Source organism: Serratia proteamaculans (assembly GCF_004684015.1).
Lineage (GTDB): Bacteria > Pseudomonadota > Gammaproteobacteria > Enterobacterales > Enterobacteriaceae > Serratia > Serratia proteamaculans_F.
Genome location: NZ_SRIA01000001.1, coordinates 91,106 through 117,352 on the forward strand (window position 1 = coordinate 91,106; position 26,247 = coordinate 117,352).

A 26,247-nucleotide genomic window follows, 5' to 3' on the forward strand; every position below is an offset into this window, starting at 1 on the left:
AGTTGGCAGCGGGGAACAATAACCCGCCCGAGAGGTTTCGGGCGGGAGAGGGTCAGAAGGTGGTCCAGTTGTCCTGCCCGGCGGTTTGGCTGGCCGGTTGTTTGACGGTCGGGGTTTTGCCCGCAACGGCTTTCACGGCGGCAGGCGCAGAGTGCTCCGCCAGACGGAATACCGAGACGCTCTGCAACAGCATTTCTGCCTGTTCCTCCAGCGAGTCGGCGGCGGCGGCGGACTCTTCCACCAGTGCGGCGTTCTGCTGGGTGGTGTGGTCCATTTCGACAATCGCCTGGCCGATCTGGGCGATGCCGCGGGTCTGTTCGTCGGAGGCCGCGGCGATTTCCGCCATGATGTCACGCACGTGGGTGACCGACAGGACAATCTGCTCCATGGTGTTGCCGGTGTTTTCCACCAGTGTGGTGCCGGTCTGTACCCGGTTGACCGACTCGGCAATCAGCCCTTCGATCTCTTTTGCCGCCTGGGCACTGCGTTGTGCCAGATTGCGCACCTCGCTGGCGACCACCGAGAAGCCACGGCCCTGTTCGCCGGCACGCGCAGCTTCCACTGCCGCGTTCAGCGCCAGAATGTTGGTCTGGAAAGCAATACCGTTGATCAGGGTGGTAATTTCGGCGATCCGCTGCGAACTGCTGGAAATATCGCGCATGGTGCTGACCACGCTTTCCACCAACTTGCCGCCCTGCTGGGCAGTCTGTGAGGCATCGGTAGCCAACTGATTGGCATGATGGGCGTTTTCGGCGTTTTGCTTCACCGTGGCGGTCAGTTGTTCCATGCTGGCGGCTGTTTCTTCCACTGCGGCTGCCTGCTGTTCGGTGCGCGAGGACAAATCGGTGTTACCGGCGGCAATCTCGGCGGCGGCGGTGGACACCTGGCTGACGCCCATCTGGATTTTTTCAATCATATCGCGCAGGTTCTGGCTCATGGCCGCCACCGCGTTGAGCAACTGGCCCAGTTCGTCGCGGCGGGTACTGGTCTGCGCCTGACGCAGATCGCCACTGGCGATGCGTTCTGCCAGCGCCAGCGTACTTTGCAACGGTCGGGTAATTTGCAGCGTGATGCGCCAGGCCACCAGTAATCCGGCGATGATGGCGATCAGCGTGGTGATGCCCATCTGCAACTGCGCCGAATTGATGTCGTTATGGGTTTGTGTCAGTTCGTCCTGCATAAAGGCGTTAACCAGCGTGCCGATTTGTTGCGCGCTGTTGCCCAGCAACTGACTGACCGCTTGTTCCTGCTGATAAGCCGGCAGGTAAGCTTCGATACGGTTTTTGTAGTCGTCGAGTGCGGTCAGCAGCGGTTGCAGCATGGGGCGCTGAGCATCGCTGAGCCGACGACTGAGCGCATTGGCCGCGCTGCGTGCATCGTCAATCGCCGCCAGCAGCGGGGCTTCGGATCCCGCGTTCAGGCTCAGCAACAGGCCGCGAGCACCGTAGCGCACCAGCGTCAGCTTTTGGTTCAACTGAATAAAGGCCAGTTGCAGGTCGGCATTGGTGATTTGCCGCTCCACCTGGTTCAGGCTGTCCTGCACTTCCGACATGTTCCAGCTTTGGCGTACGGCATCTTTTGCCGCCACTGCCTTTTCGAAGGCGTTTTGCTGTTGCTGGTATTGGCCAATCAGCCCGACCAAACGCTGCAGATCTTTCCGGCTCTGCGCATCCCAGTTCAGTTCCTGCCCCTGGTTGATCAGCTTGACCGCATTTTCGATATTGGTGCGGTTATTTTTCAGGTATTCCGGTTTGTAGGTTTGGCCGAATAGCGCACGGTTGTATTTGGCCTGATTGATCTCGTCGTTCAGCCGGTTGCTGAAATCGATGCGGTTGGCGCGGGATTCGATGATATTCAGGTACTGGGCGCCGGTACCGGCGATGACTGCCGTCAGCAACAGCATCAGGCCAAATCCGAGGCCGAGCTTTTTACCCACGGTGAGATGTACAAACTTTCCTGCCAATGTTTTCAATGCCGCCATAATGATTTTCCTTTCCTTTGGGCGAACGTCAATTGAACAAACCATCGGCAAAGAACGGTCAAACTTTAGCGGATTTTGGTCAAAAAAATACCCGCATTAAGCGGGTATCTTCATTTCTGGGGGCGAATTACTTCTTCGCAGCGAAGCGTGCAGCAGCTTCATCCCAGTTAACCACGTTCCAGAATGCCTTGATGTAGTCTGGACGTTTGTTTTGATATTTCAGGTAGTAAGCGTGTTCCCACACGTCCAGGCCCACGATTGGGAAGCCTGAAACGCCGGCAACGGCTTCGCCCATCAGCGGGCTGTCCTGGTTAGCGGTAGACACTACAGCCAGTTTGTCGCCTTTCAGTACCAGCCAGGCCCAACCTGAACCGAAGCGGGTCGCTGCGGCTTTCTCGAACTCTTCCTGGAATTTCTCAACGCTGCCGAAATCACGTTCGATAGCTGCTTTCAGATCGCCACCCAGAGTGGTGCCGATTTTCAGGCCTTTCCAGAACAGGCTGTGGTTAGCATGGCCGCCGGCGTTGTTACGCATGAAGGTGCGCTTGTCAGCAGGCACTTTATCCAGATCCTGGATCAGGTCTTCAACGCTATATTGAGCCAGCTCTGGGTAAGCTTCCAGCACGGTGTTGGCGTTGTTAACGTAAGTCTGGTGATGTTTGGTGTGATGGATTTCCATCGTCTGCTTGTCGAAATGCGGTTCCAGTGCGTCGTAGGCGTACGGCAGGGATGGCAGTGAGTAACTCATAATCATCATCTCCAAGGGTATAGGGGCGGCGCATTATGTGAGCACCGCGTAAGCAGTCGGATCATTATAGTTATTTAAATGATATTGAAAATGATTATCAATGCCCTACTTAATGTGTGGTTACTGGTTAATCCACAATGCGCTGCGGGTGAGTGAACACCGTGGCACGGCCGGGTTTGCTGAAGCCGACCAGCGTCAGGTTGCTACGCTCGGCGATTTCCACCGCCAAGGAAGTGGCGGCAGAAACCACGAACAGGATCTCGACGCCGCACATGGCGGATTTTTGCACCATTTCATAGCTGGCGCGGCTGGAAACCAGAATCGCTCCCTGCTGCCAGTCTTGTTTTGCTCGCACGCCGAGCAGTTTGTCGAGTGCGACGTGGCGGCCTACGTCCTCACAGCCCCCCAGCAGTTCCCCCTGCGGTGAAATCCAACTGGCGGCGTGGGTGCAACCGGTGAGTTGGCCGACGGTCTGCACCTGCTTGAGCTGCCCCAGCGCGCAGTCGAGGTGGGTGAGGGAAAAGGTCTGGGTAAACGGCAGTGCAGGCAGCGGACGAAAAATATCCGCCAACTGTTCGATGCCGCACACCCCGCAGCCGGTGCGGCCTGCCATGGCGCGACGGCGCTCTTTCAAACCGGCAAAACGGCGGCTGGAGAGCTCGATTTGCACCTCCAGTCCGTTACAAGTTTGGTTAATCTCTATACTGTAGATATCGCGCGGTGACTCGATGATGCCTTCGGATAGGGAAAACCCCAGGGCGAACGCCTCCAGATCTTTGGGGGTGCACATCATCACCACGTGAGAAATGCCGTTATACACCAGCGCGACCGGGACCTCTTCTGCCAGCCAGTCCTGCTGTGCGGTGGCAAGTTGCCCGCGTTGATACACCTGGGACCGGGTTACCCCTGTGAGCAAGGTCTCATTGATGTCATTGATATGTTGGTCTGGATTTGTATTGTTCACTTAAGTGGCACCTGTTTGTAACAACCACATATACGCTGTGGTAATATTGCCGCGTAAAAACAACAGTAATTTTAGCGCTTCCCGCTTCCAGGGGGAAAGCGCCATTTGAAACAATGTGACAATCGCAAGTGAAAGGAGACCCCCATGCAGGTCAGCAGAAGGCAGTTCTTTAAGATCTGCGCTGGCGGTATGGCAGGGACGACGGTGGCTGCTCTGGGCTTTGCCCCGGAAGTGGCGTTAGCGGAAACCCGGCAGTACAAACTGCTGCGCGCCCGTGAAACCCGTAATACCTGTACGTATTGTTCCGTCGGCTGTGGGCTGTTGATGTACAGCCTTGGTGATGGCGCCAAAAACGCCAAAGAAAGCATTTTCCATATTGAAGGCGACCCGGATCACCCGGTCAACCGCGGCGCGCTTTGCCCGAAAGGCGCAGGTCTGGTCGACTTCATCCACAGCGCCAGCCGTCTCCAGTACCCGGAGTACCGTGCGCCAGGTTCTGATAAATGGCAGCGCCTGAGCTGGGACGACGCCTTCACCCGCATCGCCAAGCTGATGAAGGAAGACCGTGACGCCAACTTCGTTAAAACCAACGAACAGGGCGTGACCGTCAACCGCTGGCTGAGCACCGGCATGTTGTGTGCCTCCGCTTCCAGTAACGAAACCGGTTATTTAACGCAAAAATTTAGTCGCGCTCTCGGCATGCTTGCCGTAGACAACCAAGCACGTGTCTGACACGGACCAACGGTAGCAAGTCTTGCTCCAACATTTGGTCGCGGTGCGATGACCAACCACTGGGTTGATATCAAGAACGCGAATCTGATTATCGTCATGGGCGGTAATGCGGCGGAAGCGCATCCGGTGGGGTTCCGCTGGGCGATGGAAGCCAAAATACACAATAAAGCCAAGCTGATCGTCATCGATCCGCGCTTTACCCGTACCGCATCGGTGGCGGATTTCTACACGCCGATCCGTTCCGGCACCGACATTGCCTTCCTGTCGGGCGTGTTGCTGTACCTGATGACCAACGACAAGATTAACCGCGAATACGTCCACGCCTACACCAACGCCAGCCTGCTGGTGCGGGAAGACTTTACCTTTGAAGACGGCCTGTTCAGCGGTTATGACGCGGAAAACCGCAAGTACGATAAAACCACCTGGAACTACCAGTTCGATGAAAACGGCTTTGCCAAGCGCGATCTGACGCTGCAGGACCCGCGTTGCGTGTGGAACCTGCTGAAACAGCACGTCAGCCGCTATACGCCGGAGGTGGTGAACAATATCTGCGGTACGCCGACCGAAGACTTTATCAAGGTCTGTGAATACATCGCCGAAACCTGCGTGGCGGATAAAACCGCGTCGTTCCTGTACGCCCTGGGCTGGACTCAGCACTCGGTCGGCTCGCAGAACATCCGCACCATGGCGATGATCCAGCTGTTGCTCGGTAACATGGGCATGGCGGGCGGCGGGGTCAACGCGCTGCGCGGCCACTCCAACATTCAGGGTCTGACCGACCTGGGCCTGCTGTCGCAGAGCCTGCCGGGCTATATGACGTTGCCGTCGGAGAAACAGACCGATATCGACACCTACCTGAAAGCCAACACGCCGAAGGCGCTGTTGCCGGGCCAGGTGAACTACTGGAGCAACTACCCGAAATTCTTCGTCAGCATGATGAAGAGCTTCTACGGCGACAAGGCGCAGAAGGAAAACGGCTGGGGCTTCGACTGGCTGCCGAAGTGGGACAAAGGCTACGACGTGCTGCAGTACTTCGAGCTGATGTCACAAGGCAAGGTCAACGGTTACTTCTGCCAGGGCTTCAACCCGGTGGCGTCGTTCCCGAACAAGAACAAGGTGGTGGCCTCGCTGTCAAAACTGAAGTTCCTGGTGACCATTGATCCGCTCAATACCGAAACTTCCAACTTCTGGCAGAACCACGGCGAGTTCAACGACGTTGATCCGTCGAAGATTCAGACCGAGGTGTTCCGCCTGCCGTCCACCTGCTTCGCCGAAGAAAACGGTTCAATCGTCAACTCCGGGCGCTGGCTGCAGTGGCACTGGAAAGGCGCGGATGCCCCGGGTGAAGCGATGAACGACGGGGAAATCCTGGCGGGCATCTTTACCCGTCTGCGTGAAATGTACGCGCGTGACGGCGGTGCGGTACCTGAACCGGTACTGAACATGACCTGGGATTACCTGACGCCGGAAAATCCTGCTTCTGAAGAAGTGGCGATGGAAAGCAACGGCAAGGCGCTGGCGGATATTCTCGACGCCGACGGCAAAGTGTTGGCGAAAAAAGGTGAGCAACTCAGCACCTTTGCCCACCTGCGTGACGACGGCACCACGGCCAGCGGCTGTTGGATCTTCGCCGGTAGCTGGACGCAGGCTGGTAACCAGATGGCGCGGCGCGATAACGCCGATCCGTCCGGCCTCGGCAATACGCTGGGTTGGGCCTGGGCCTGGCCGCTTAACCGCCGCATTCTGTACAACCGTGCTTCGGCTGACCCGCAGGGCAAGCCCTGGGATCCAAAACGTCAGTTGCTGGAGTGGGACGGCACCAAGTGGGGCGGGGTGGATATCCCGGACTACAGCGCCGCCGCACCGGGCAGTGACGTCGGGCCATTCATCATGCAGCCGGAAGGCATGGGCCGCCTGTTTGCCACCGATAAAATGGCCGAAGGGCCGTTCCCGGAACACTACGAGCCATTTGAAACGCCGCTCGGCACCAACCCGCTGCACCCGAACGTGGTGTCCAACCCGGCGGCCAGGGTGTTCAAGGACGATCTGGCGGCAATGGGCACTTCCGACAAGTTCCCGTACGTCGGCACGACTTATCGCCTGACCGAGCATTTCCACTACTGGACCAAACACGCGGTACTCAACGCCATCGCGCAGCCGGAGCAGTTTGTGGAGATTGGCGAGAAATTGGCGGCGAAAAAAGGCATTCAGCATGGCGATACGGTGAAGGTCAGCTCCAACCGCGGCTTTATCAAGGCCAAGGCGGTGGTGACCAAGCGCATTCGCACCCTGCAGGTGCACGGCCAGGAGGTCGACACCATCGGTATCCCGATCCACTGGGGTTACGAAGGGGTGGCGAAGAAAGGCTTTATCGCCAACACGCTGACGCCGTTTGTCGGTGATGCCAATACGCAAACGCCAGAGTTCAAGGCGTTCCTGGTCAACGTGGAAAAGGTGTAACGGAGACGAATTATGGCAATGCAATCTCAGGACATCATTCGTAAATCCGCCACCAATGGCTTCACGCCGGCGCCACGCGCCCGTGACCACCAGGAAGAAGTGGCCAAACTGATCGATGTCACCACCTGTATCGGCTGCAAAGCCTGCCAGGTGGCCTGTTCCGAATGGAACGACATCCGCGATGAAATCGGTCACAACGTCGGGGTGTACGATAACCCCGCCGATCTGACCGCCAAGTCGTGGACGGTGATGCGCTTTTCCGAAGTGGAGGAGAACGGCAAGCTGGAGTGGCTGATCCGCAAGGACGGCTGCATGCACTGCGCCGATCCGGGCTGCCTGAAGGCCTGCCCGTCGGAAGGGGCCATCATCCAGTACGCCAACGGCATCGTCGACTTCCAGTCCGAACACTGCATCGGTTGCGGTTACTGCATCGCCGGTTGCCCGTTCGATGTGCCGCGCATGAACAAGGACGACAACCGGGTGTACAAGTGCACCCTGTGTGTCGATCGGGTTGATGTCGGCCAGGAACCGGCCTGTGTGAAGACCTGTCCGACCGGTGCCATCCATTTCGGCACCAAGGACGCCATGAAGGAGATTGCCGCCGAGCGCGTCAGCGAGCTGAACACCCGTGGTTATCAGAACGCCGGTCTGTACGATCCGGCGGGCGTGGGCGGCACCCACGTGATGTATGTGCTGCACCATGCCGACAAACCGCAGCTGTATCACGGTTTACCGGATAACCCGACCATCAGCCCGGCTGTTACGTTCTGGAAAGGCGTGTGGAAACCCCTGGCGGCCATCGGCTTTGCCGCTACCTTTGCAGCGAGCGTGTTCCACTATGTCGGCGTCGGTCCTAACCGCGTCGAAGAGGAAGACAACGACGAACTGCACGATGAGGAGACGCGCAAATGAAGAAGGAAAAGCGTATTCAGCGCTACAGTGCGCCGGAGCGGATTAACCACTGGATTGTGGCGTTCTGCTTTGTGTTCGCCGCCATCAGTGGGTTGGGGTTCTTTTTCCCCTCCTTCAACTGGTTGATGAACATTCTCGGCACGCCGCAGTTGGCGCGTATTCTGCACCCTTTTATCGGGGTGATTATGTTCGCGGCCTTCCTGCTGATGTTCCTGCGCTACTGGAAGCATAATCTGATCAACCGTGAAGACATCGTCTGGGCTAAAAACATCCAAAAAATCGTCATGAACGAGGAAGTGGGTGACACCGGGCGTTATAATTTCGGTCAGAAGTGCGTATTCTGGGCGGCAATCATTAGTCTGGTGCTGCTGTTGGCCAGCGGTGTGGTGATCTGGCGGCCGTACTTTGCGCCATCCTTCCCGATACCGCTGATCCGCATCGCGTTGCTGGTGCATTCGCTGGCGGCAGTGGGGCTTATCATCGTGATTATGGTGCATATTTACGCCGCGCTGTGGGTAAAAGGCACCATTACCGCGATGGTGGAAGGCTGGGTGCCGGCGGCCTGGGCTAAAAAACATCACCCGCGTTGGTACCGAGAGGTCCGCGAGAAACAACAGGAAGACAAACCCTGATGAGCATCCGCATTGTTCCTAAAGAGCAGTTAGGGGCACAGCGTGAGAAGTCCACAACGGCGGAAACCATCCCGCCGTTACTTTTCGCGAATCTGAAAAGCCTTTACAGCCGCCGTGCTGAACGCCTGCGCAAGCTGGCGACCGACAACCCGCTGGGCGACTACCTGAACTTCGCCGCTCAACTGGCCGAGGCGCAGCATCATGCGCTGCACGACAACCCGCTGACGTTGGATCTGACCGAAGCGTTGCAGCAGGGCGCTGCCAGCGGCAAACCCCCGCTGGATCTGAGCGTTTTTCCACGCACTGAACATTGGCACAAACTGTTGGCTTCGCTGATTGCCGAGTTGCGCCCGCAGGCGCCGGAACACATTCTGGCGGTGCTGGATAACCTGGAAAAAGCCTCATCGCACGAGCTGGAGTTGCTGGCCGACGCCTTGCTTAACCAGGATTTCGGCAAGATTGGCAGCGAGAAAGCGCCGTTTATCTGGGCCGCGCTGTCGCTCTACTGGGCGCAGATGGCCGGGCAAATCCCCGGCAAGGCACGCGCCGAATATGGCGAACATCGCCAGTTCTGCCCGGTGTGCGGCAGCATTCCGGTTTCCAGCGTGGTGCATATCGGCACCGTCAGCGGCCTGCGTTATTTGCACTGCAACCTGTGCGAAAGCGAATGGCACGTGGTGCGCATCAAATGCAGCAACTGCGAGCAAACTCGTGATCTCAACTACTGGTCTCTGGACAGCGAACAGGCGGCGGTGAAAGCGGAAAGCTGCGGTGACTGCGGCACTTACCTGAAGCTTTTGTATCAGGAAAAAGACCCGCAGGTTGAGGCGGTTGCCGACGATCTGGCCACGCTGGTGCTCGACGCCAAAATGGAAGATGAAGGTTTTGCCCGCAGTAGCATCAACCCGTTCCTGTTCCCGGGTTCGTAACATTTGGCATATTGGGCTGAATATATTCGGCCCTTACCATTTATCAGATGATTAATTTCGGACTGGGCTTCTGGTATTCGCCGGGGCGAGTTGCTACGTTTACGCAATGACGCGCGAAGCGAAAGGAAAGGGACTGACGATGTTGAAGACCATTGCGAAATTCACGGCGGTTGCTGTTTTGGCCATCGGACTGGCGGCCTGTGACAACAAGGACGACACCAAACCGGAAGTGCCAAAGCCGGATACCAAACCGGTCGTCACACAACCGGCACCGCCACCGCCGGTGGTGGAGACCAAGCCCACACCTCCTCCGGGCCTGAAAGTCTCGATGCAAAAGGGCAAGATGACCTTTGAATTGCCATCGGGCTTTAGCGATCAGACCGAGAACAGCGGCATCATCAACGACAGCAAATCCACCATTCAGCGCTTTCTGGACGGCAAATCGCGCCAGAGCACCGTCTCTTCCGAAGTGATCCCGCCTGACGACATGAAGCTCAACAGCAGCGATAAAATGCTGAAAGATCTGACGCAGAGCATCATTACCGAGCTGGCCGACCGTTATCAAAACATCCAGACCACCAAAGAAGAGAACTTCACCGTCGGTAAACAGAAATTCCATCGTCTGGATACCGAACAGAGCATTAACGGGCAGAAGGTGGTGTCCACCATCATGCTGACGGTGTTTAATAAGCGAGTAGTGACGTTGCAAATGCTGTCGCCGGCCAAAACGCCGGAGGCGCATCAGGCGCTGGTTCAGCAGATTATCGACACGCTGACGGTGAACTAACAACGCTGAGGTTTGCAAGCCGAGGGGAAGACTGATGAAGCTTATTGGCAGTTACACCAGCCCTTTTGTCCGTAAAATTTCCGTGATGCTGCTGGAAAAGGGGATCGCCTTCGAATTCGTCAACGATCCGCCCTATGAGCCGGGCAGCCGAGTGGTGGAACTCAATCCGCTCGCCAAGGTTCCGGTGCTGGTGGCTGACGACGGTAGCGTCTTTTACGACTCGCGGGTGATCGCCGAATACCTTGAACTGCTGTCGGTGGCTCCGGCGTTTTTACCGACCGATCGCGCGGCAGCGCTGCGTATCCGTCAGGTGGAAGCCCTGGCCGATGGCGTGACCGAAGCCGCAGCCACCTTGTTTCGCGAGAGCAAACGGGCGTCGGGCAAACAGGACGAAAACTGGATCCTGCGCCAACGCGACAAGCTGACGCACGGGCTGGACGTGCTGGAAAAACTGGCGCAGGAAAAAACGCTGCTGAATACCGAAACGCTAACGCTGGCGGACATCGCCACCGGTTGCGCGCTGGGCTACCTCAATTTCCGCCGTATTATGCCCAACTGGTGCGTTGAACGACCGGCGTTGATCAAACTGGCCGAACGGCTGTTTGCCCGCGAAAGCTTTGCCCGCACCTCACCCCCCTGATTTCCCTCACCCCGCTGCGGCGGGGTTCCGCTTTATGCCGAAACCACGACACTAAAAACCGAGCGACCATGAGCACACAATCCCAGCTTCTTTACAGCCAGTTACCCGCCATTGACCGCCTGCTGCGCGATCCTGCTATCGAACCGCTGGTGGCGCAACATGGCCAGACGCTGATTAGCGAGTTGTTGCGCCAACTGCAATTACAGGCGCGTGAAACCATTAAACAGCATCAACGGTTGCCTGATTGGTGTGCCGACTGGCCGCAGGCGCTTGGCGCTGCGTTGATGCAACAGCAACGTTCGGCATTGGCACCGGTATTCAATCTGAGTGGTACCGTGCTGCACACCAACCTTGGCCGCGCCTTACTGGCACAACCGGCGATAGAGGCGGTGACGCGCTCGATGGGGGCGGCGGTGACGCTGGAATACGATCTCGATGGTGCGGGACGTGGGCATCGCGATCGCGCCGTCGCAGATTTATTGTGTCAACTGACCGGTGCGGAAGATGCCTGCATCGTCAATAACAATGCGGCGGCGGTACTGCTGATGCTGGCGGCGATCGCCCCCGGCAAGCAAGTGGTGGTGTCACGCGGTGAACTGGTGGAAATTGGCGGTGCGTTCCGCATTCCCGACGTGATGCGTCAGGCCGGTTGTCAGTTGGTCGAGGTGGGCACCACCAACCGCACCCACCTGAAAGATTACCGCAACGCGATTAACGATCAGACCGGGTTGCTGATGAAGGTGCATACCAGCAACTACAGCATTCAGGGCTTTACCGCTGCGGTGGATGAAGCCGAACTGGCCCTGCTTGGTGCCGAACACGGCCTGCCGACCGCCACCGATCTGGGTAGCGGCTCGCTGATTGATATGGCGCAGTATGGCCTGCCGGCCGAACCTATGCCCCAACGGCTGCTGGCTGCCGGGGTGGATCTGGTGACCTTCTCCGGCGATAAACTGTTGGGCGGCCCACAGGCCGGCATCATCGTCGGTAAAAAGGCGCTGATTGCGCGGTTGCAGCAGCATCCTTTAAAACGTGCGCTGCGCGTCGGCAAGTTGACGCTGGCGGCACTGGAGGCCACCTTACGCCTCTACCAACAACCTGAGCTGCTGGGGCAACAGCTGCCGACGTTGCGGTTGCTCACCCGTCCACAACAGGCGATGCAGGAAGCCGCCGAACGGCTGTTGCAGGCACTGACGCCGCAGTTTGCCGGACATTTCCAGTTGCGTGCCGAGCCGTGCTGGTCGCAGATTGGCAGCGGTTCGTTGCCGATAGACCGGTTACCCAGCTATGCATTGACCTTCGCGCCGCAGGACGGCCGTGGTGCGACGCTGGAGGCATTGGCGGAACGCTGGCGCCGTCTGCCGCAGCCGGTGATTGGCCGAATTAACGACGGCAGGCTGTGGCTGGATCTGCGCTGTCTGGAGCAGGAAGACGCGCTGCTTGAGGCGCTGAGCGCATGATTATTGCTACCGCCGGCCATGTCGACCATGGCAAAACCACGCTGCTACAGGCGATCACCGGGATCAACGCCGATCGCCTGCCGGAAGAAAAGCGCCGTGGCATGACCATCGATCTGGGTTATGCCTACTGGCCGCAGCCCGATGGCCGGGTACTGGGCTTTATCGACGTGCCAGGCCATGAAAAATTCCTCGCCAATATGCTGGCAGGCGTCGGCGGCATCGACCATGCGCTGCTGGTGGTGGCCTGCGACGACGGCGTGATGGCGCAAACTCGCGAGCACCTGGCCATTCTGCGGTTAAGTGGTCGGCCGGCGCTAACGGTGGCGCTCACCAAGGCCGATCGGGTGGATGAAGCCCGTGTGGATGAGGTGCGACGCCAGCTAAGTGGCGAGCTGGCGCAACAGGGCTGGCAGCAGGTACCGATGTTCGTCACCGCTGCGCCGCAGGCATTGGGCATTGATGCGGTGCGCGCACATCTGTTGGCGTTGCAGCCAGACGAACATGCGTTAACCCGTCGTTTCCGTCTGGCGGTGGATCGCGCATTCAGCGTAAAAGGTGCGGGTCTGGTGGTGACCGGGACTGCGCTCGGCGGTCAGGTGGCGGTGGGTGACTCGCTGTGGCTGACCGGTGCCGATACCCCGGTGCGGGTTCGTGGCCTGCACGCGCAAAACCAGCAGGTTGAACAGGCACAGGCCGGGCAGCGTATCGCACTGAATATCAGCGGTGACGTCGGTAAAGAACAGGTGGCGCGCGGTGATTGGCTGCTGGCGCAAAAGCCGCTGGCCGCAGCCGAGCGCATTCTGGTCGCGCTGGATGCCGATCAGCCGATAAAGCACTGGCAACCGCTGCATCTGCATCATGCCGCCAGCCATATCACCGGGCGAATTTCGCTGCTCAATGAAAGGCTGGCAGAGCTGATCCTCGATCGCCCATTGTGGCTGGCGGAAAACGATCGGCTGGTGCTGCGGGATATTGGCGCGCGCCAAACGCTGGGGGGCGCCAGAGTATTGAGTTTGACCACCCCGAAGCGAGGCAAGCGCCAATCGGAGTATCTGGCCTGGTTGGCGGCGCTGGCGCAGGCCGACGATGACCAGCAGGTGCTGGCACTGCATCTGCCTAATGGCGCACTGGATCTGGCCGCCTTTGCCTGGGCGCGGCAACTGACCGAAAGCGGTTTGACTGCTCTGTTGGCGGGCCGGGAATTGTTGATGGCCGGCGATATGGCACTGGCGCAGAACAATGTGCAGCAGGGCCAGCAGCGCCTGTTGCAGGTATTGGCCGAGTATCACCAGCAGCATGCCGATCAGCTCGGTCTGGGGCGGGCACGGCTGCGACGCATGGCACTGCCGCAGCTTTCTGAACCGCTGGTATTTATGATGATCGATCGGCTGCTGGCCGAGGGGTTAGTACACAATACCCGGGGTTGGTTGCACCTGCCGGAACACGGCCTGGCGTTCAGCGCTGAAGAACTGACCCTGTGGGAAAGCATCGAGCCGCAGTTCGGTGACGAAGCCTGGTGGGTTCGCGATTTGGCGACCGAACTGGGCGTGGACGAGGCCCGGATACGGGCGACATTGCGTAAAGCGGCGCAGTTGGGGCATGTTACGGCAATAGTGGTGGATCGTTACTACCTAAGTCGACGTATTGAACAGTTCGCTGCACTGATCCGCGAGCTTGATGTGGAGCAGGGCAGCGCCAATGCCGCCGATTTTCGCGATCGGCTCGGCGTCGGCCGCAAGCTGGCGATCCAGGTGCTGGAGTTCTTCGATCGTAGCGGTTTCACCCGCCGCAAGGGCAACCAGCATCTGCTGCGCGACAGTGGGTTGTTTAAAATGTGATGTTGCTTTAGCCAATGTTGTTCAATATTTGATAGATTACATCAGTAAATCTAATGTATTTAAGGATGAATATCATGGGAAGTATTGAACATGGGCAACTGCTATATCATTTAACCAGCCTGAGTAATTTATCTTCTATTTTGCAACTGGGGTTATTAACCCGAGCTGAGCTTAATTCTGAATTATTTGAAGATGTTGCAGACGGTGGCATTTTAGAAAAACGGAAAAAACTGGGTTTGGACTACCGGGTACCGTTCCACTTTTTTGCCAATAACCCTTTTGATGGCAGGGTTCAATCCGAACACCAGGGCAAAGCATTTATTATCATCAGTGTCCGTCGTGAGATTGCAGAACGCGATAATTGGCATATTGTTTCTCGTCATCCTCTTTCTCATGAAGATATACAACTGTTTGATTATCTGGAAGGTATCGGTCAGATTGATTGGGAGAGTATGGAGCGGCGTGACTATCATGATAGCCAATCAAAATGTGTCTGTATGGCGGAGTGCTTAGCACCGGGAAAGGTTGAGCCTGCGTTGTTTAACACGATTTGGTGTAAAGATGAGGAGACGAAGCAGCAAGTAGATGCGTTGCTTGCAGAGACTAAATATACTCCCCGAGTGACCGTTAACCAATGGATGTTTTTGAAGCAACATGGCGAACTATAAGAGCCTGAATCCCCAAAAAGCGCTGATTTGGCGTATTGTTCACAAGGATAATCTTCCCTGGATCCTGGCTAATGGGTTGTATGCCGGTAGCAGCGAGATAAAAGCTTCTGACTGGGTGAATATTGGTAACATGGAGCTGATTGAACGCCGCAAACAACGCAGAGTGCCTGTTGCTCCAGGCGGGACACTAAACGACTATATTCCTTTCTATTTCACGCCGTTCTCACCGATGCTGTACAATATTCACACTGGCCGTGGCGGCGTAACCCGGCAGGATAACGAAGACATAGTCATCCTGGTTTCAAGCCTGCATCGGTTGCAGCAGTTAGAGCGGGTTTTTGTGTTTACCGATCGTCATGCCTATACCCCTATGGCTGGTTACTATAGCCATCTTGAACAGTTGGATAAAATTGACTGGGAATTATTACAGCAACGCCATTTCCACCGGGTTCTCGATAAACCTGAGCAAATAGAGCGTTATCAGGCTGAGGCTTTGGTCCATCAACATTTGCCCGTCACTGCATTGTTGGGGATTGTCTGTTATAGCCCGGTGTTACAAGAAAAATTGCAAAAAGAAATCGGTCATTTGCTGAACATACAGTGTTTGCCTGATTGGTATTTTAATGGTGGGGGAAACCAATGATTCGTTTTACACAAGGTAACCTGCTGGATGCGCCTGCAGAGGCTCTGGTCAACACCGTTAATACCGTTGGTGTCATGGGTAAAGGCATTGCCCTGATGTTCAAAGAGCGTTTCCCGGCCAATATGAAAGCCTATTCAGCGGCATGTAAGGCCGGGGCGGTGCAAACTGGCAAAATGTTCGTTACCGATACTGGTGAGTTAATGGGGCCGCGTTGGATTATTAATTTTCCAACTAAACAACATTGGCGCAGCCCGTCCCAATTAGAGTGGATTGTTGAAGGATTACGCGATCTCCGCCTCTTCATCATGCAAAAAGAGATTGCTTCAATTGCCATCCCGCCTCTTGGGGCTGGGCATGGAGGATTGGACTGGGCAGCGGTTCGTGATGTGATTATTCAAGAGCTCAGTGATTTGCCGCAGGTGGATATCATTATTTATGAACCCATTGAAAAATATCAGAATGTGGCAAAAAGCGTGGGTGTTGAAAAACTCACTCCAGCGCGGGCATTGATTGCTGAATTGGTCCGTCGCTATTGGGTCCTGGGGATGGAGTGCAGTTTACTTGAAATACAAAAGCTGGCGTGGTTCCTGGAACGTGCAATCATCGCGCAACAGGTTGAAAACCCCTTGAATCTCCAGTTTAAAGCTCAGAATTATGGCCCTTATGCGGACAGACTGCGTCATTTGCTTAACGGTTTGGATGGGAGTTATTTACGCTGTGAGAAACGCCTGGGTGATGCTAAGCCATTGGATATTATCTGGTTTAATGATACCAAGCGCGATGTGGTACTTGCTTATCTCAAAAGTGAAGCTAAAACCTGGTTACCTGCGTTGCAGAAGACAACGGAGTTGATTGATGGCTTTGAATCGCCTTATGGATTGGAATTGCTCTCGACCATTGATTGGTTAGTCTGCCAGGAACATGTCTCCGCCGACGAGGAGTCGCTGGCAGAGGGTATTCGTCACTGGCCTGCAGGTGAGCGTTGGGCGCAACGGAAGGCGGGATTGTTCGATAAGACGGCAATCAATATGGCGTTAACCCGCTTACAAACGTTATATCTCCCTCATGCCTGATGGGGCTCAGCACCCCATCAGATAAGATTACAGGCTTGTCGTTGCCGTCGGTGTCACATCGCCGCTGCGGCGTTTGCTGAGGAACAGCGCCACCAGCGTCAGCCAGCACAGGCCGCTTACCAGGTTGAACAGGCTGAATAACCCGCTGCCGCCCCACACATAAGCCACTTTTGCCAGCTCGATGCCGACGGTGAACACCATCATGCTCAGCATGCCCATGGTGGCGGAAACCGTGCCTTTGCTGACGGAGCTTGAGAACAGCGTCAGGCGATACAGCCCGGCGTTGGCCAACCCAATACCGAAAGCATACAGGCTCAGGCCTGCGGTCATCCACAGGTAGGCGTGGGCAGAGAACTGGGTGGCCAGCGCCGCGATCAGCAGCCCCAGCATCATCGGCCCGGCACCCAGCTTGATCAGCCGTTGTACGCTGTTCTTGCCGGTCAGACGCGCCAGCGTCAGGTTGCCGAGGATCAGCGCGCCGAACACCGGGATCTGCAGCAGGCCGTAATCCAGCGTCGACAGTGATTCACCGCTGATCAGGATCACCGGCGACTGGGCAATCCAGGCCAGCAATGGCAGGCTGGCAAAACCAATGGCCAACGCACCGCAGACAAAGCGGCGGTTGGACAGCACCTGGCGATAGTCACGCCACAGGTTGGCGGCCGAGAATTTCTCCCCCTGCAGCGTTGCGGTTTCCGGCATCGCTTTCCACAGGCCGTAAAAGGCAAACGCCGCCAGCGCCGCGAACAGCACGAACATGCTCTGCCACGGCGCGACGTGGATCAGCGCTGCACCGGCCAATGGCCCGAGCAGTGGGGCGATCAACGCCACGTTGGCCATCAGCGCGGTGATTTTTATGCACACCGACTCCTCAAAGGATTCCTGTATCGTGGCGTAGCCGACGGCACCGATAAAGCAAAGCCCAATCCCCTGCAGGAAGCGCATAAAGATAAATTGCTCGATGCTGGTCACCAGCAAAATCGCCAGACAGGCGACGATAAAGAACGCCACGCCGGCCAGCATCACCGGGCGACGACCACGGCGATCCGACAACGGCCCCAGCAGCCACTGCAGGAAAATACCGCCGGCCAGATAGGCGGTCATTGAGGTTGGCACCCACTCTTCTCCGGCGTTGAAATCGGCCACCACCGCCAGCATGCCAGGCTGGATCATATCGTTGGCGATATAAGTGGCGAACTCGAACAGCACCAGACAAAGAGGGAATAAAAGCGCCTGTCGACCCAAGCGAGCCGCAGGTGGTAATGTTGTTTTCATAGTTATCGTACTGAAAGTGAAGAAAAAATAAGGAACTGTCAGGGCGGGAAGCGCTATCTGAGCGAGTTGTGGCGGCTATTTTGCCGCCAATTGTTCACCTTGGCAATCATCAGGTGTTGTTTCAGCACATTCTGATATTACCCACCAGGGTTGCCACCCACACTTTCGCTGGTTAACCTCTTTATAACAAACGAAGATGACAATATTGCGGGCGATCTTTTGAGTAATAAAATTGGCTGGATAGATAACTTGCGTGCGGTGGCGTGCATGATGGTGGTGATGATCCACGCGACCACCTATTACGTTACCAGCGGGGTGGCGGTGGGGGAACACAACTGGGATATCGCCAACGTGCTGAACTCGCTGTCACGCGTCTCGGTTCCGCTGTTTTTCATGATTTCCGGTTATCTGTTTTTCGGCGAGAAGAGCGCCGGTAAGAAACATTTCATCCGCATTGGCTGTTGCATCCTGTTCTACAGCACCATCGCGTTGATCTATATCGCGACGTTCACCAAAATCGGCTTCTGGCCGTCGCTGCGCGGCATGCTACTCAAACCGGTGTTCTATCACCTGTGGTTCTTCTATGCGATTGCGGTCATTTACTTGCTGTCGCCGCTGATCAACGTCAAACCGGTATCGCGCCGCTATTTGGCCGCTGTGCTGGTGATCCTGGCGGTGATCGCCAACCCTAATACCAGCTCGCTGACCCTGGGCAATGCGCACCTGCTGCCAGTGAATCTGTATATTTACGGCGATACCTTCTATTACCTGCTGTATGCGTTGGCCGGACGGGCGATTGGCATGATGGATACCCAGGGGCGCGCTGTCAGTTGGCTGGCGGCAGTGGGTTTTATGTCCTGTGTGGCGTTGATTATTCAGGGTACCAAAAGTCAGATGTTCATTAACGGCAACTTCGCCGATACCTATTACATTTACTGCGGCCCGCTGGTGTTTATCGCGGCGGTATCGTTGGTTATCTGGTTTAAAAACTGCCTGCCGGAGCCGATTGGCTGGTTGGGCGTTTTTTCCCGGCATTCGCTGGCGATCTACGGTTTTCACGCCATTATCGTTAACTTTATGCGCAACCGGCACCTGGAACTGACCACTCATCCGTTGCTGGATATCTTCTGGGTATTCGGCGTGGCGCTGGCGCTTAGCCTGCTGCTGTCGGTGGGCCTGCAGAAAATAGACCCTCGGCGGCTGGTGTCATAACCCGCTTGAGCCACGTTGCTGGGCACGGCGCAGTTGGCGGCCGGAGGAAAACCCTGCGGCCAACGCCGCTTTCTCCAGCCCATAGCCTTGCTGCAGGCGCTGCTGCGCCACCGCCAGCCGTAGTTGCTCATGGTACTCACGCACGCTGATGCCAACATGGCTGCGGAAAAGCCGTGCCAGATGGCGACTGCTGACGTGGGCCTTTTCCGCCACCTGCGGCACCGACCATTCCGCTTCCGGCTCGGCGGCCATCACGTCTTGCGCCCGGTGTACCGCCGGGTGCAGATGGTTACGGTAGCGGAGCCAGGGCGAAAGCTGCGGGTCGTCGCCGGAACGGCGAAAATACACCACCATTTCCCGGGCAATTTCCATCGCCCGGGTAGCACCACACTGGCGATTAATCAGGTGCAGTGCCAGATCGATACCGGCAGTGATACCGGCGCTGGTGTAAACACTGCGGTCTTCAACAAAGATGCGATTTTCTTTCACCTGCGCTGCCGGGGCCTGCTGGCGCATGCGTTCGATCACGTCGTGATGGGTGGTGCACTGGTAGCCGTCGAGCAAACCGGCCTGTGCCGCCAGCAGGGCGCCGGAACAGACACAGACCAGCGTGATACGCTGCTGCTGCAGATCGGGTTGCAGTGCGGCCAGCCAGCGGCGGGCCTGTTCGGCCGGTGCAGTGGCGAAGAAATGCTGCGAATCACTGACGCCCGGCACCACTAAGATAGCGCCGTCTTCCAGCCGCTCAGGCAGCGGTTGTAGCTGACTCAACGTCATGCCAACCGAGCAGGTGACCTGCGGCAGTGGGCCGATGTAATGCAGGCTGAACTGCCCGGCCAGGCGCAGGGTTTCGGCCGGGCCGCTGACGTCCAGCGACAGTACCTGGGGCAGCATCAGAAAGTAGACGGCCTGCGGCATGGTGACTCCTGTGAGAGTTGCGCCAGAGCCTCATCCACACTGGCGATGCGGGCGAAACGGTCGACCAGCACCGTCTCAGTATGCCGCTTGAGTTGTTCGGGGGTAAAGACTTCTCCGTCGGGGTGCTGCATCGGGAAAGTCATCGTGGCCTCGGTCACGAAAGTCACCCGATAGCCGAGATCGGCCGCCACCCGGGTGGTGGTTTCGCAGCACTGTTCGGTACGAATGCCGGAGATAATCAAATGCTTGATATCCCGTTGGCGCAGCCAGGCATCCAGGCCGGATTCGGTCAGCGCGTTGTGCACCTGTTTGTGTATGGTGACATCGGGCTGATGGTTGAGGAACGGCAGGCGCTTTACCCAGCCGGACGCCAGGGAAAATGGCCCTTGCGGCGAGACATGGAAGACATCAACCAGCGCTACACCCTGCTGGCGACAGCCTTCGATCAGCCGACTCAACGCCTGTTGGAAAGTGGGGAGATCGTCCTCTTGCCAGAATGGACGATGCTGAAAGGATTGTTGAACATCGATGATCAATAACGCGCTATGTGACATTTTCGGCCCTCCGCCAATTAGGTGTAACGCCATACTGAGCCGTTATCCTGCAAGGAAGAAGGCCAAAAACGGCCATCATGGTGGCATTAGCGGACCAGCATCAGGCTTTGCCGACCTGACCGGCCACCAGCCGCCCTTGATGGAAGGTAGCGCGGCGCGTCGGCAGACGGGCCACCGCTTCGGCGGAGCAGCTGGCGTCAATCAGCACGAACTCCGCGCTGTCTCCGGCTTTGGGCCACACTCGTTGGCCTTTGTCATTGAGCGGCAGCACGCCGCCGGTGGAAATCGCCATGGCGCGCGACAGATGGAACTCGTCGGAACCCCGGTAGAGCTGGGCGTAAAGGTTGGCTTTTTCCAGCATGTCGCCGGTGCCGAACGGGGACCAATGGTCAATCACGCTGTCGGTTCCGGTCATCACAAATACCCCTTTTTCGCTGAGCTGCGGCAGTGGCATCATCAGTCCGCCAATCGGCACTGTGGAGGCGATGGTGATTTGCTGCGCCGCCAGTCGGGTGGCGGTTTCCTCCAGTTCATTCGGGTTTAGCGCGGTCAGGGCAAAGGCATGGCTGATGGTGACTTTTCCGCGCAGCGAAGGGTTCTTTTCTACGGTGGTAATCATGTAGTTGATGGCGGCCACTCCGGCCGGGCTGGTTTCGTGCAGGTGGATATCGACGCCTTTGCCGGTGTCGAGGGCAATCTGGAACATCGCATCCAGTGACGGCTCCATCGCCCCGTCGACGTTGGTCGGATCCAGTCCGCCAACGTATTGCACCCCCATCTGCATGGCTTCGCGCATTAAACCGTCGACTTTGGAATGCAGCAGCCCGTGCTGCGGGAAGGCGACGATTTCACAGCTGAAGTCCGCCTGATGCTTTTCCAGTGCCCGTTGCAGGTGTTCCAGGCTTTTCAACCCGCTGACCGGATCGATATTGCAGTGGCTGCGTGCCACGGTGCTGCCTTTGGATTGCAGCAGGGCGATCAGGTTTTCCGCACGTTGTTGCGAGGTCGGCAACAGTTTGGGGATTAATGTTTGTTCCAGCGCGATCATATCCATGATGGTTTTGCCCTGGCGTGGGCGCGGTGCCTGCCAGGGGCCGCTGTAAAAGGTTTTATCCAGGTGGATATGCATGTCGCGAAATGCCGGTAGCAGCAACTGGCCCTGCGCCTGATAGCGCGGGACGCCGGCGGGTGCCGCTGCATCCTTCGGGTGGATAGCCGCAATCTTGCCGTCTTTGATTTCAAGCTGATAGAGCGCGGTGCGGGTGCCTGTCACCGTGTCGCCATCGTACTCGAAACCCTCTTCCAGCCGCACGTCACTCAGCCAGTAGTGGCTGTCGGTCAGGGTCATGGGTTGGGCCTCCGGTAAACAAGGGCTGCCAGCCGGTACGGCGGCCTGTGCCACGCCGCCAGTCAGGCCGATCACCGCGCAGGCAGTGGTAATTTTGCCGGTTTGGCTGAGGAAAGCTCTGCGGCTTTGTTGTTGGTTTTTTTCCACGTTCAGTTCCTTAATCCAGAGGTGAAGTGCGTCAAAAGACAGCCACCAATTTAGGAGAGGAGCCGACGGGTTGGCAGTGACATTTGCCACTGGAGACTATTCGATTTGGCAATAATAAGGGGGCAACGCTAATGCCCCCTCTGGTTTTACATCAGCGGCAACAAGCGAGTATAGAGTTCGCGGAAGGTACTGCGCTGCTTAGCGTACTGCTGGTGGCGCTCGGCATCTGGGATGTGTACCTGCTCCAGCGGCAACTCAGGCAGCAGTTCGCCGAGTGGACGCTGCGGGTTCAGTGCGATCTGCGCCAGCCGTGCCGCGCCCAATGCCGGGCCGACGTCACCACCGGTGCGGTATTCCAGCCGTTGACCGCTGATATCCGCCAGCATTTGCCGCCAGAACGGGCTACGCGCCCCGCCGCCAATCAGGGTGATGCTGGAGGGTTGCAGACCGCTGGCGTGCAGCACGTCCATGCCTTCGGCCAGGGCGAAACCGACGCCTTCCAGCACCGCACGAGCCAGATCGTTCGGCCCATGTTGGTGGGTGAGGCCCCAGAATGCCCCCTTGGCGTTCGGATTGTTATGCGGCGTCCGTTCGCCGGACAGATAGGGCAGAAACCACAGCGGAGCCGCCGCCGGGGGGGCCTGTTCAACATTGCGCAGCAGGGTGGCGACGTCTTCGACGTTTGTCAGTTGGCAGACCCAGTCTAGACAGGAGGCGGCGCTGAGGGTCACCGACATCAGGTGCCAGGTGTCGGGCAGCGCATGGCAGAAGCTGTGCACCGCACTGGCCGGGTTGCTGAGAAAGCCGTCGCTGACCGCAAAATAAACCCCCGAGGTCCCGAGTGACAGCATTGCCTGCCCGGCCTGGTACAGCCCCACACCGATCGCCCCGGCGGCATTATCACCGCCACCGGCCACGACAGGTACCGGGGACATGCCCCAGCGCCGGGCCAGTTCGGTATGGGTTTGGCCGGTGACCTGATTGCCCTCGAACAGTTGCGGCATCTGGCGGCGGGTCAGGCCGCAGGCGGCCAGCATCTCGTCGCTCCAGTCGCGCTGCGCCACGTTCAGCCAGCCGGTGCCGGCGGCGTCCGACATGTCGCTGGCGAAGTCGCCGGTGAGGCACCAGCGTAAATAATCTTTGGGTAACAACACCTTATCGATGTGTTCAAACACCTGGGGTTCATGTTGTTGCACCCACAGCAGTTTAGGGGCAGTGAAGCCCGGCATCATCAGATTGCCGGTAATTTGTCGCGATTGCGGCACTGCCTGTTCCAGTGCCTGGCATTGCGCGCCACTTCTGCCGTCATTCCACAAAATGGCCGGGCGTAGCACCTGTTGCCGTGCGTCCAACAGCGTGGCGCCGTGCATCTGGCCGCTGAGACCGATGGCCTTTACCTGTTGCAGGCTGTGTTGTTTGCCCAGTGCCAGCATGGCGCGATCGGTGGCGTGCCACCAATCCTGCGGGGCCTGCTCTGACCATAAGGGATGCGGGCGGGAGATGGGCAGCGACTCACCGTGGCTGGCGAGCAATTGGCCCTGCTCACTGAGCAAAATGACTTTTACGCCGGACGTACCGAGGTCGATGCCGATATACATGGAAAAGATCCTTAAAGGCGCGGCGAGTGCCGCGCGGGGGTCAGTTAGCCGAACAGATAGCGGTTCATCAGGTTTTCGAGCTGTTCCTGGCGACCGCTGACGTGCTGTGGCGCCAGTGCATGTCCTTCAGCGTACTGCGCCAGCGCCTCGAGCGACAGTTTGCCCTGCAAAATTTGCTGGCCCAATTCACCATTCCAGCCGGCATAGCGGTTTGATACCTGCTGATGCAACTGGCCGTCGGTCACCATTTTTGCCGCGACCTTCAGCGCCAGCGCCATGGTATCCATAGCCCCAATATGGCCATAGAACAGGTCGTATTTGTCGGTGCTTTGGCGGCGCACCTTGGCATCGAAGTTCAGCCCGCCGGTGGTAAAGCCCCCGGCCTTGAGAATTTCGAACATCACCAATGCGTTCTCTTCCACGCTGATTGGGAACTGGTCGGTATCCCAGCCCAACTGAGGGTCGCCCCGGTTGGCATCGACGGAACCAAAGATGCCGAGCGCAATGGCGGTGGCTATTTCATGGTGGAACGAGTGGCCTGCCAGCGTGGCGTGGTTGGCTTCGATATTCACCTTGATCTCTTTTTCCAGACCGAACTGCTTGAGGAAGCCGTAAACGGTAGCGACGTCGTAATCGTATTGATGCTTGGTCGGCTCCTGGGGTTTGGGTTCGATCAGCAAGGTGCCCTGGAAACCGGTTTTATGCTTGTGTTCCACCACCATCTGCATAAAGCGACCAATTTGCTCACGTTCCTGGCGCAGATCGGTATTGAGCAAGGTTTCATAGCCCTCACGGCCGCCCCACAACACGTAGTTTTCACCGCCCAGGCGTTGGGTAGCATTCATGGCGGTGAACACCTGAGTGGCCGCCCAACTGAACACTTCCGGATCCGGATTGGTGGCCGCACCGGCACCGTAACGCGGATGGGTAAAGCAGTTGGCGGTGCCCCACAGCAGTTTTACCCCGCTGCTGTGTTGTTTTTCTTCCAGCACGTCGGTCATGACCGCAAAGTTGTGCAGATACTCTTTCAGTGAGGCGCCTTCCGGCGAGACGTCGACGTCATGGAAGCAGTAATAGGGGACGTTCAGCTTGTGGAAGAACTCGAATGCCACGTCGGCTTTGCGTTTGGCCAGCGCCAGTGCGTCGCCCGGCTGTTGCCAGGGGCGATCGAACGAGCCGACGCCGAACATGTCCGCACCGTTCCAGCAGAAGGTGTGCCAGTAGCAGGCGGCAAAGCGCAGATGTTCCGCCATGCGCTTGCCAAGCACCAGTTCATCCGGATTGTAATGATGAAAGGCCAGTGGATTATTACTGGTGGGGCCTTCGTAGCGCACTTGTTCAAGCTGATCAAAATAAGATTGCATTATCGACTCCTGGGTAGCAATGCCCGGTTTACGGGATGGCTTTATCTTCGGAGTTTGCGACAGGCGGCTCAATTACGTTATTTCACACTTAAATTCACAGAATTATTAAATGTGCGGCAGATCTCATAATTGGCTATTAACCGCAGTTTATTAAAGGCTTAATTTATTTTTATTTGTCGACCTGCTGTTTTTCAGCGTGAAAGCATGACCGCCATCATAAAAACAACAATAAACCAAAAATCATAATTGGCCGGTAAAAATCAGTAATTGCTGAATATTAAATAACCGATAACAATCCGCTCTAAGCTGGGTAACCGGCCCGTTTCAATTATTGCCATCTATCCGTTAAATAACAAAGGTATATAAGATGAAATTCAAACCTGTGTTCCTTTCGGTCTGCGCGCTGCTGGCGCTGGCCAGCCAACCGGCGTTTAGCAAAGAAGTCAAAATCGGCATGGCGATCGACGACCTGCGCCTGGAGCGCTGGCAAAAAGACCGCGATATCTTCGTCAGCAAAGCCAAAGCGTTGGGGGCGGATGTGTTTGTTCAGTCGGCCAATGGCAATGAAGAAACCCAGATGGCGCAGATTGAAAACATGATCAACCGTGGCGTCGACGTGCTGGTGATTATTCCTTATAACGGCAAGGTGTTGAGCAACGTCATCAGCGAGGCCAAGCGGGAAGGCATTAAGGTGCTGGCTTACGATCGCATGATCAATAACGCCGATATCGATTTCTACATCTCCTTTGATAACGAAAAGGTCGGGGAGTTGCAGGCGCAAAGCCTGGTGCAACGGGTGCCGCAGGGCAATTATTTCCTGATGGGCGGCTCGCCGGTAGATAACAACGCCAAGCTGTTCCGCCAGGGACAGATGAAGGTGCTGCAACCGCTGATCGACGGTGGAAAAATCAAAGTGGTGGGCGATCAGTGGGTCGACGGATGGTTGCCGGAAAACGCATTAAAAATCATGGAAAATGCGCTGACAGCCAACAATAACAAGATTGACGCGGTTGTGGCATCCAACGACGCCACTGCCGGTGGTGCTATTCAGGCGCTGGCCGCACAGGGCCTGGCGGGCAAGGTGGCTATTTCCGGTCAGGATGCCGATTTGGCGGCGGTGAAGCGTATTGTCGCCGGCACCCAGACCATGACGGTCTATAAGCCAATCAGCAAGCTGGCCGACGAGGCGGCGGGCATCGCAGTGCAGCTGGGCAAGGGTGAACAGCCGAAGGCCAATGCCACATTAAATAACGGCAGCAAAGACGTGCCATCCTGGTTATTAACCCCTATTCCGGTCGATAAATCGAATATCGACAGCACCATTGTTGCCGACGGTTTCCATAAAAAAGCCGAGATTAATTAAT

Annotated in this window: 22 protein-coding genes; 13 read left to right on the forward strand and 9 right to left on the reverse strand. The window is 57.1% G+C overall.

Features of this window, described 5'->3' with window-relative positions; genetic code table 11:
• Positions 1–52: 52 nt before the first annotated feature.
• From E5C26_RS00440 to fdhD, 3 genes are all read right to left on the reverse strand, one after another.
• Positions 53–1,981: a methyl-accepting chemotaxis protein gene (locus tag E5C26_RS00440; protein ID WP_135314601.1), complete on the reverse strand. Its 1,929-nt coding sequence runs from the start codon at positions 1,979–1,981 to the stop codon at positions 53–55.
• A gap of 127 nt (positions 1,982–2,108) precedes the next feature.
• Positions 2,109–2,729 carry a superoxide dismutase [Mn] gene (gene sodA / locus E5C26_RS00445; RefSeq protein ID WP_135314602.1) on the reverse strand — a complete coding sequence of 207 codons (621 nt, stop codon included), beginning with the start codon at positions 2,727–2,729 and terminating at the stop codon, positions 2,109–2,111.
• Positions 2,730–2,856: 127 nt separating this feature from the next.
• Positions 2,857–3,666 carry a formate dehydrogenase accessory sulfurtransferase FdhD gene (fdhD, locus tag E5C26_RS00450; RefSeq protein ID WP_240775885.1) on the reverse strand — a complete coding sequence of 270 codons (810 nt, stop codon included), beginning with the start codon at positions 3,664–3,666 and terminating at the stop codon, positions 2,857–2,859.
• A gap of 171 nt (positions 3,667–3,837) precedes the next feature.
• Here fdhD and fdnG point away from each other — a divergent pair, with 171 nt between their 5' ends.
• From fdnG to darG, 11 genes are all read left to right on the forward strand, one after another.
• A complete protein-coding gene (fdnG, locus tag E5C26_RS00460; protein WP_167796586.1) occupies positions 3,838–6,885 on the forward strand; it encodes a formate dehydrogenase-N subunit alpha in 3,048 nt (1,015 codons plus the stop codon).
• 12 nt (positions 6,886–6,897) lie between these two features.
• Complete coding sequence (gene fdxH / locus E5C26_RS00465) at positions 6,898–7,797, forward strand: formate dehydrogenase subunit beta (RefSeq protein ID WP_135314605.1); 900 nt, start codon at positions 6,898–6,900, stop codon at positions 7,795–7,797.
• Positions 7,794–8,429, forward strand: a complete 636-nt coding sequence (gene fdoI / locus E5C26_RS00470; RefSeq protein ID WP_135314606.1) for a formate dehydrogenase cytochrome b556 subunit — start codon at positions 7,794–7,796, stop codon at positions 8,427–8,429. Before fdxH ends, fdoI begins: the two co-directional genes overlap by 4 nt.
• Positions 8,429–9,358, forward strand: coding sequence for a formate dehydrogenase accessory protein FdhE (gene fdhE, locus E5C26_RS00475; protein ID WP_135314607.1), 930 nt, complete (start codon positions 8,429–8,431; stop codon positions 9,356–9,358). The genes fdoI and fdhE overlap by 1 nt, the downstream gene beginning before the upstream one ends.
• A 139-nt stretch (positions 9,359–9,497) precedes the next feature.
• On the forward strand, positions 9,498–10,145 hold the full coding sequence (locus E5C26_RS00480) for a DcrB-related protein (protein ID WP_135314608.1): 648 nt from the start codon (positions 9,498–9,500) through the stop codon (positions 10,143–10,145).
• A gap of 34 nt (positions 10,146–10,179) precedes the next feature.
• Positions 10,180–10,785: a glutathione S-transferase gene (locus E5C26_RS00485; protein ID WP_135314609.1), complete on the forward strand. Its 606-nt coding sequence runs from the start codon at positions 10,180–10,182 to the stop codon at positions 10,783–10,785.
• A gap of 68 nt (positions 10,786–10,853) precedes the next feature.
• On the forward strand, positions 10,854–12,245 hold the full coding sequence (selA, locus tag E5C26_RS00490) for an L-seryl-tRNA(Sec) selenium transferase (protein ID WP_135314610.1): 1,392 nt from the start codon (positions 10,854–10,856) through the stop codon (positions 12,243–12,245).
• The gene (gene selB / locus E5C26_RS00495; protein WP_135314611.1) at positions 12,242–14,083 is read left to right on the forward strand and encodes a selenocysteine-specific translation elongation factor; all 1,842 of its coding nucleotides are present in this window, start codon (positions 12,242–12,244) and stop codon (positions 14,081–14,083) included. Before selA ends, selB begins: the two co-directional genes overlap by 4 nt.
• A gap of 74 nt (positions 14,084–14,157) precedes the next feature.
• On the forward strand, positions 14,158–14,751 hold the full coding sequence (locus E5C26_RS00500) for a DarT ssDNA thymidine ADP-ribosyltransferase family protein (protein WP_135314612.1): 594 nt from the start codon (positions 14,158–14,160) through the stop codon (positions 14,749–14,751).
• Positions 14,738–15,394 carry a type II toxin-antitoxin system toxin DNA ADP-ribosyl transferase DarT gene (gene darT / locus E5C26_RS00505; RefSeq protein WP_135314613.1) on the forward strand — a complete coding sequence of 219 codons (657 nt, stop codon included), beginning with the start codon at positions 14,738–14,740 and terminating at the stop codon, positions 15,392–15,394. Before E5C26_RS00500 ends, darT begins: the two co-directional genes overlap by 14 nt.
• Positions 15,391–16,467: a type II toxin-antitoxin system antitoxin DNA ADP-ribosyl glycohydrolase DarG gene (gene darG / locus E5C26_RS00510; protein WP_135314614.1), complete on the forward strand. Its 1,077-nt coding sequence runs from the start codon at positions 15,391–15,393 to the stop codon at positions 16,465–16,467. The genes darT and darG overlap by 4 nt, the downstream gene beginning before the upstream one ends.
• 27 nt (positions 16,468–16,494) lie before the next feature.
• Here the strand turns inward: darG and E5C26_RS00515 are convergent, their stop codons facing one another.
• Positions 16,495–17,742: an MFS transporter gene (locus E5C26_RS00515; protein ID WP_135314615.1), complete on the reverse strand. Its 1,248-nt coding sequence runs from the start codon at positions 17,740–17,742 to the stop codon at positions 16,495–16,497.
• Between the two features lie 219 nt (positions 17,743–17,961).
• Here E5C26_RS00515 and E5C26_RS00520 point away from each other — a divergent pair, with 219 nt between their 5' ends.
• Positions 17,962–18,954 carry an acyltransferase gene (locus E5C26_RS00520; RefSeq protein WP_135314616.1) on the forward strand — a complete coding sequence of 331 codons (993 nt, stop codon included), beginning with the start codon at positions 17,962–17,964 and terminating at the stop codon, positions 18,952–18,954.
• Here E5C26_RS00520 and E5C26_RS00525 read toward each other — a convergent pair.
• The 5 genes from E5C26_RS00525 to xylA form a co-directional block, all read right to left on the reverse strand.
• On the reverse strand, positions 18,949–19,872 hold the full coding sequence (locus E5C26_RS00525; protein WP_135314617.1) for a GlxA family transcriptional regulator: 924 nt from the start codon (positions 19,870–19,872) through the stop codon (positions 18,949–18,951). The two genes, E5C26_RS00520 and E5C26_RS00525, sit on opposite strands and share 6 nt — an antisense overlap.
• Positions 19,848–20,426: a cysteine hydrolase family protein gene (locus E5C26_RS00530; RefSeq protein ID WP_135314618.1), complete on the reverse strand. Its 579-nt coding sequence runs from the start codon at positions 20,424–20,426 to the stop codon at positions 19,848–19,850. Before E5C26_RS00530 ends, E5C26_RS00525 begins: the two co-directional genes overlap by 25 nt.
• Before the next feature lie 100 nt (positions 20,427–20,526).
• Positions 20,527–21,921: an amidohydrolase family protein gene (locus E5C26_RS00535; protein WP_135314619.1), complete on the reverse strand. Its 1,395-nt coding sequence runs from the start codon at positions 21,919–21,921 to the stop codon at positions 20,527–20,529.
• Positions 21,922–22,067: 146 nt separating this feature from the next.
• A complete protein-coding gene (gene xylB / locus E5C26_RS00540; protein ID WP_135314620.1) occupies positions 22,068–23,519 on the reverse strand; it encodes a xylulokinase in 1,452 nt (483 codons plus the stop codon).
• A gap of 44 nt (positions 23,520–23,563) precedes the next feature.
• Positions 23,564–24,883, reverse strand: a complete 1,320-nt coding sequence (gene xylA / locus E5C26_RS00545) for a xylose isomerase (protein WP_135314621.1) — start codon at positions 24,881–24,883, stop codon at positions 23,564–23,566.
• Between the two features lie 367 nt (positions 24,884–25,250).
• Between xylA and xylF the strand changes: the two genes are divergently transcribed.
• The gene (gene xylF, locus E5C26_RS00550; protein WP_135314622.1) at positions 25,251–26,246 is read left to right on the forward strand and encodes a D-xylose ABC transporter substrate-binding protein; all 996 of its coding nucleotides are present in this window, start codon (positions 25,251–25,253) and stop codon (positions 26,244–26,246) included.
• Position 26,247: the final 1 nt, after the last annotated feature.

What these genes read in the sequence shown, in the direction of transcription:
- E5C26_RS00440 (WP_135314601.1), bottom strand. Translation starts at nt 1,981, where the DNA reads ATGGCGGCATTGAAAACATTGGCAGGAAAGTTTGTACATCTCACCGTG.
- sodA (WP_135314602.1), bottom strand. Translation starts at nt 2,729, where the DNA reads ATGAGTTACTCACTGCCATCCCTGCCGTACGCCTACGACGCACTGGAA.
- fdxH (WP_135314605.1), top strand. Translation starts at nt 6,898, where the DNA reads ATGGCAATGCAATCTCAGGACATCATTCGTAAATCCGCCACCAATGGC.
- fdoI (WP_135314606.1), top strand. Translation starts at nt 7,794, where the DNA reads ATGAAGAAGGAAAAGCGTATTCAGCGCTACAGTGCGCCGGAGCGGATT.
- fdhE (WP_135314607.1), top strand. Translation starts at nt 8,429, where the DNA reads ATGAGCATCCGCATTGTTCCTAAAGAGCAGTTAGGGGCACAGCGTGAG.
- E5C26_RS00480 (WP_135314608.1), top strand. Translation starts at nt 9,498, where the DNA reads ATGTTGAAGACCATTGCGAAATTCACGGCGGTTGCTGTTTTGGCCATC.
- E5C26_RS00485 (WP_135314609.1), top strand. Translation starts at nt 10,180, where the DNA reads ATGAAGCTTATTGGCAGTTACACCAGCCCTTTTGTCCGTAAAATTTCC.
- selA (WP_135314610.1), top strand. Translation starts at nt 10,854, where the DNA reads ATGAGCACACAATCCCAGCTTCTTTACAGCCAGTTACCCGCCATTGAC.
- selB (WP_135314611.1), top strand. Translation starts at nt 12,242, where the DNA reads ATGATTATTGCTACCGCCGGCCATGTCGACCATGGCAAAACCACGCTG.
- E5C26_RS00500 (WP_135314612.1), top strand. Translation starts at nt 14,158, where the DNA reads ATGGGAAGTATTGAACATGGGCAACTGCTATATCATTTAACCAGCCTG.
- darT (WP_135314613.1), top strand. Translation starts at nt 14,738, where the DNA reads ATGGCGAACTATAAGAGCCTGAATCCCCAAAAAGCGCTGATTTGGCGT.
- darG (WP_135314614.1), top strand. Translation starts at nt 15,391, where the DNA reads ATGATTCGTTTTACACAAGGTAACCTGCTGGATGCGCCTGCAGAGGCT.
- E5C26_RS00515 (WP_135314615.1), bottom strand. Translation starts at nt 17,742, where the DNA reads ATGAAAACAACATTACCACCTGCGGCTCGCTTGGGTCGACAGGCGCTT.
- E5C26_RS00525 (WP_135314617.1), bottom strand. Translation starts at nt 19,872, where the DNA reads ATGCCGCAGGCCGTCTACTTTCTGATGCTGCCCCAGGTACTGTCGCTG.
- E5C26_RS00530 (WP_135314618.1), bottom strand. Translation starts at nt 20,426, where the DNA reads ATGTCACATAGCGCGTTATTGATCATCGATGTTCAACAATCCTTTCAG.
- xylB (WP_135314620.1), bottom strand. Translation starts at nt 23,519, where the DNA reads ATGTATATCGGCATCGACCTCGGTACGTCCGGCGTAAAAGTCATTTTG.
- xylA (WP_135314621.1), bottom strand. Translation starts at nt 24,883, where the DNA reads ATGCAATCTTATTTTGATCAGCTTGAACAAGTGCGCTACGAAGGCCCC.
- xylF (WP_135314622.1), top strand. Translation starts at nt 25,251, where the DNA reads ATGAAATTCAAACCTGTGTTCCTTTCGGTCTGCGCGCTGCTGGCGCTG.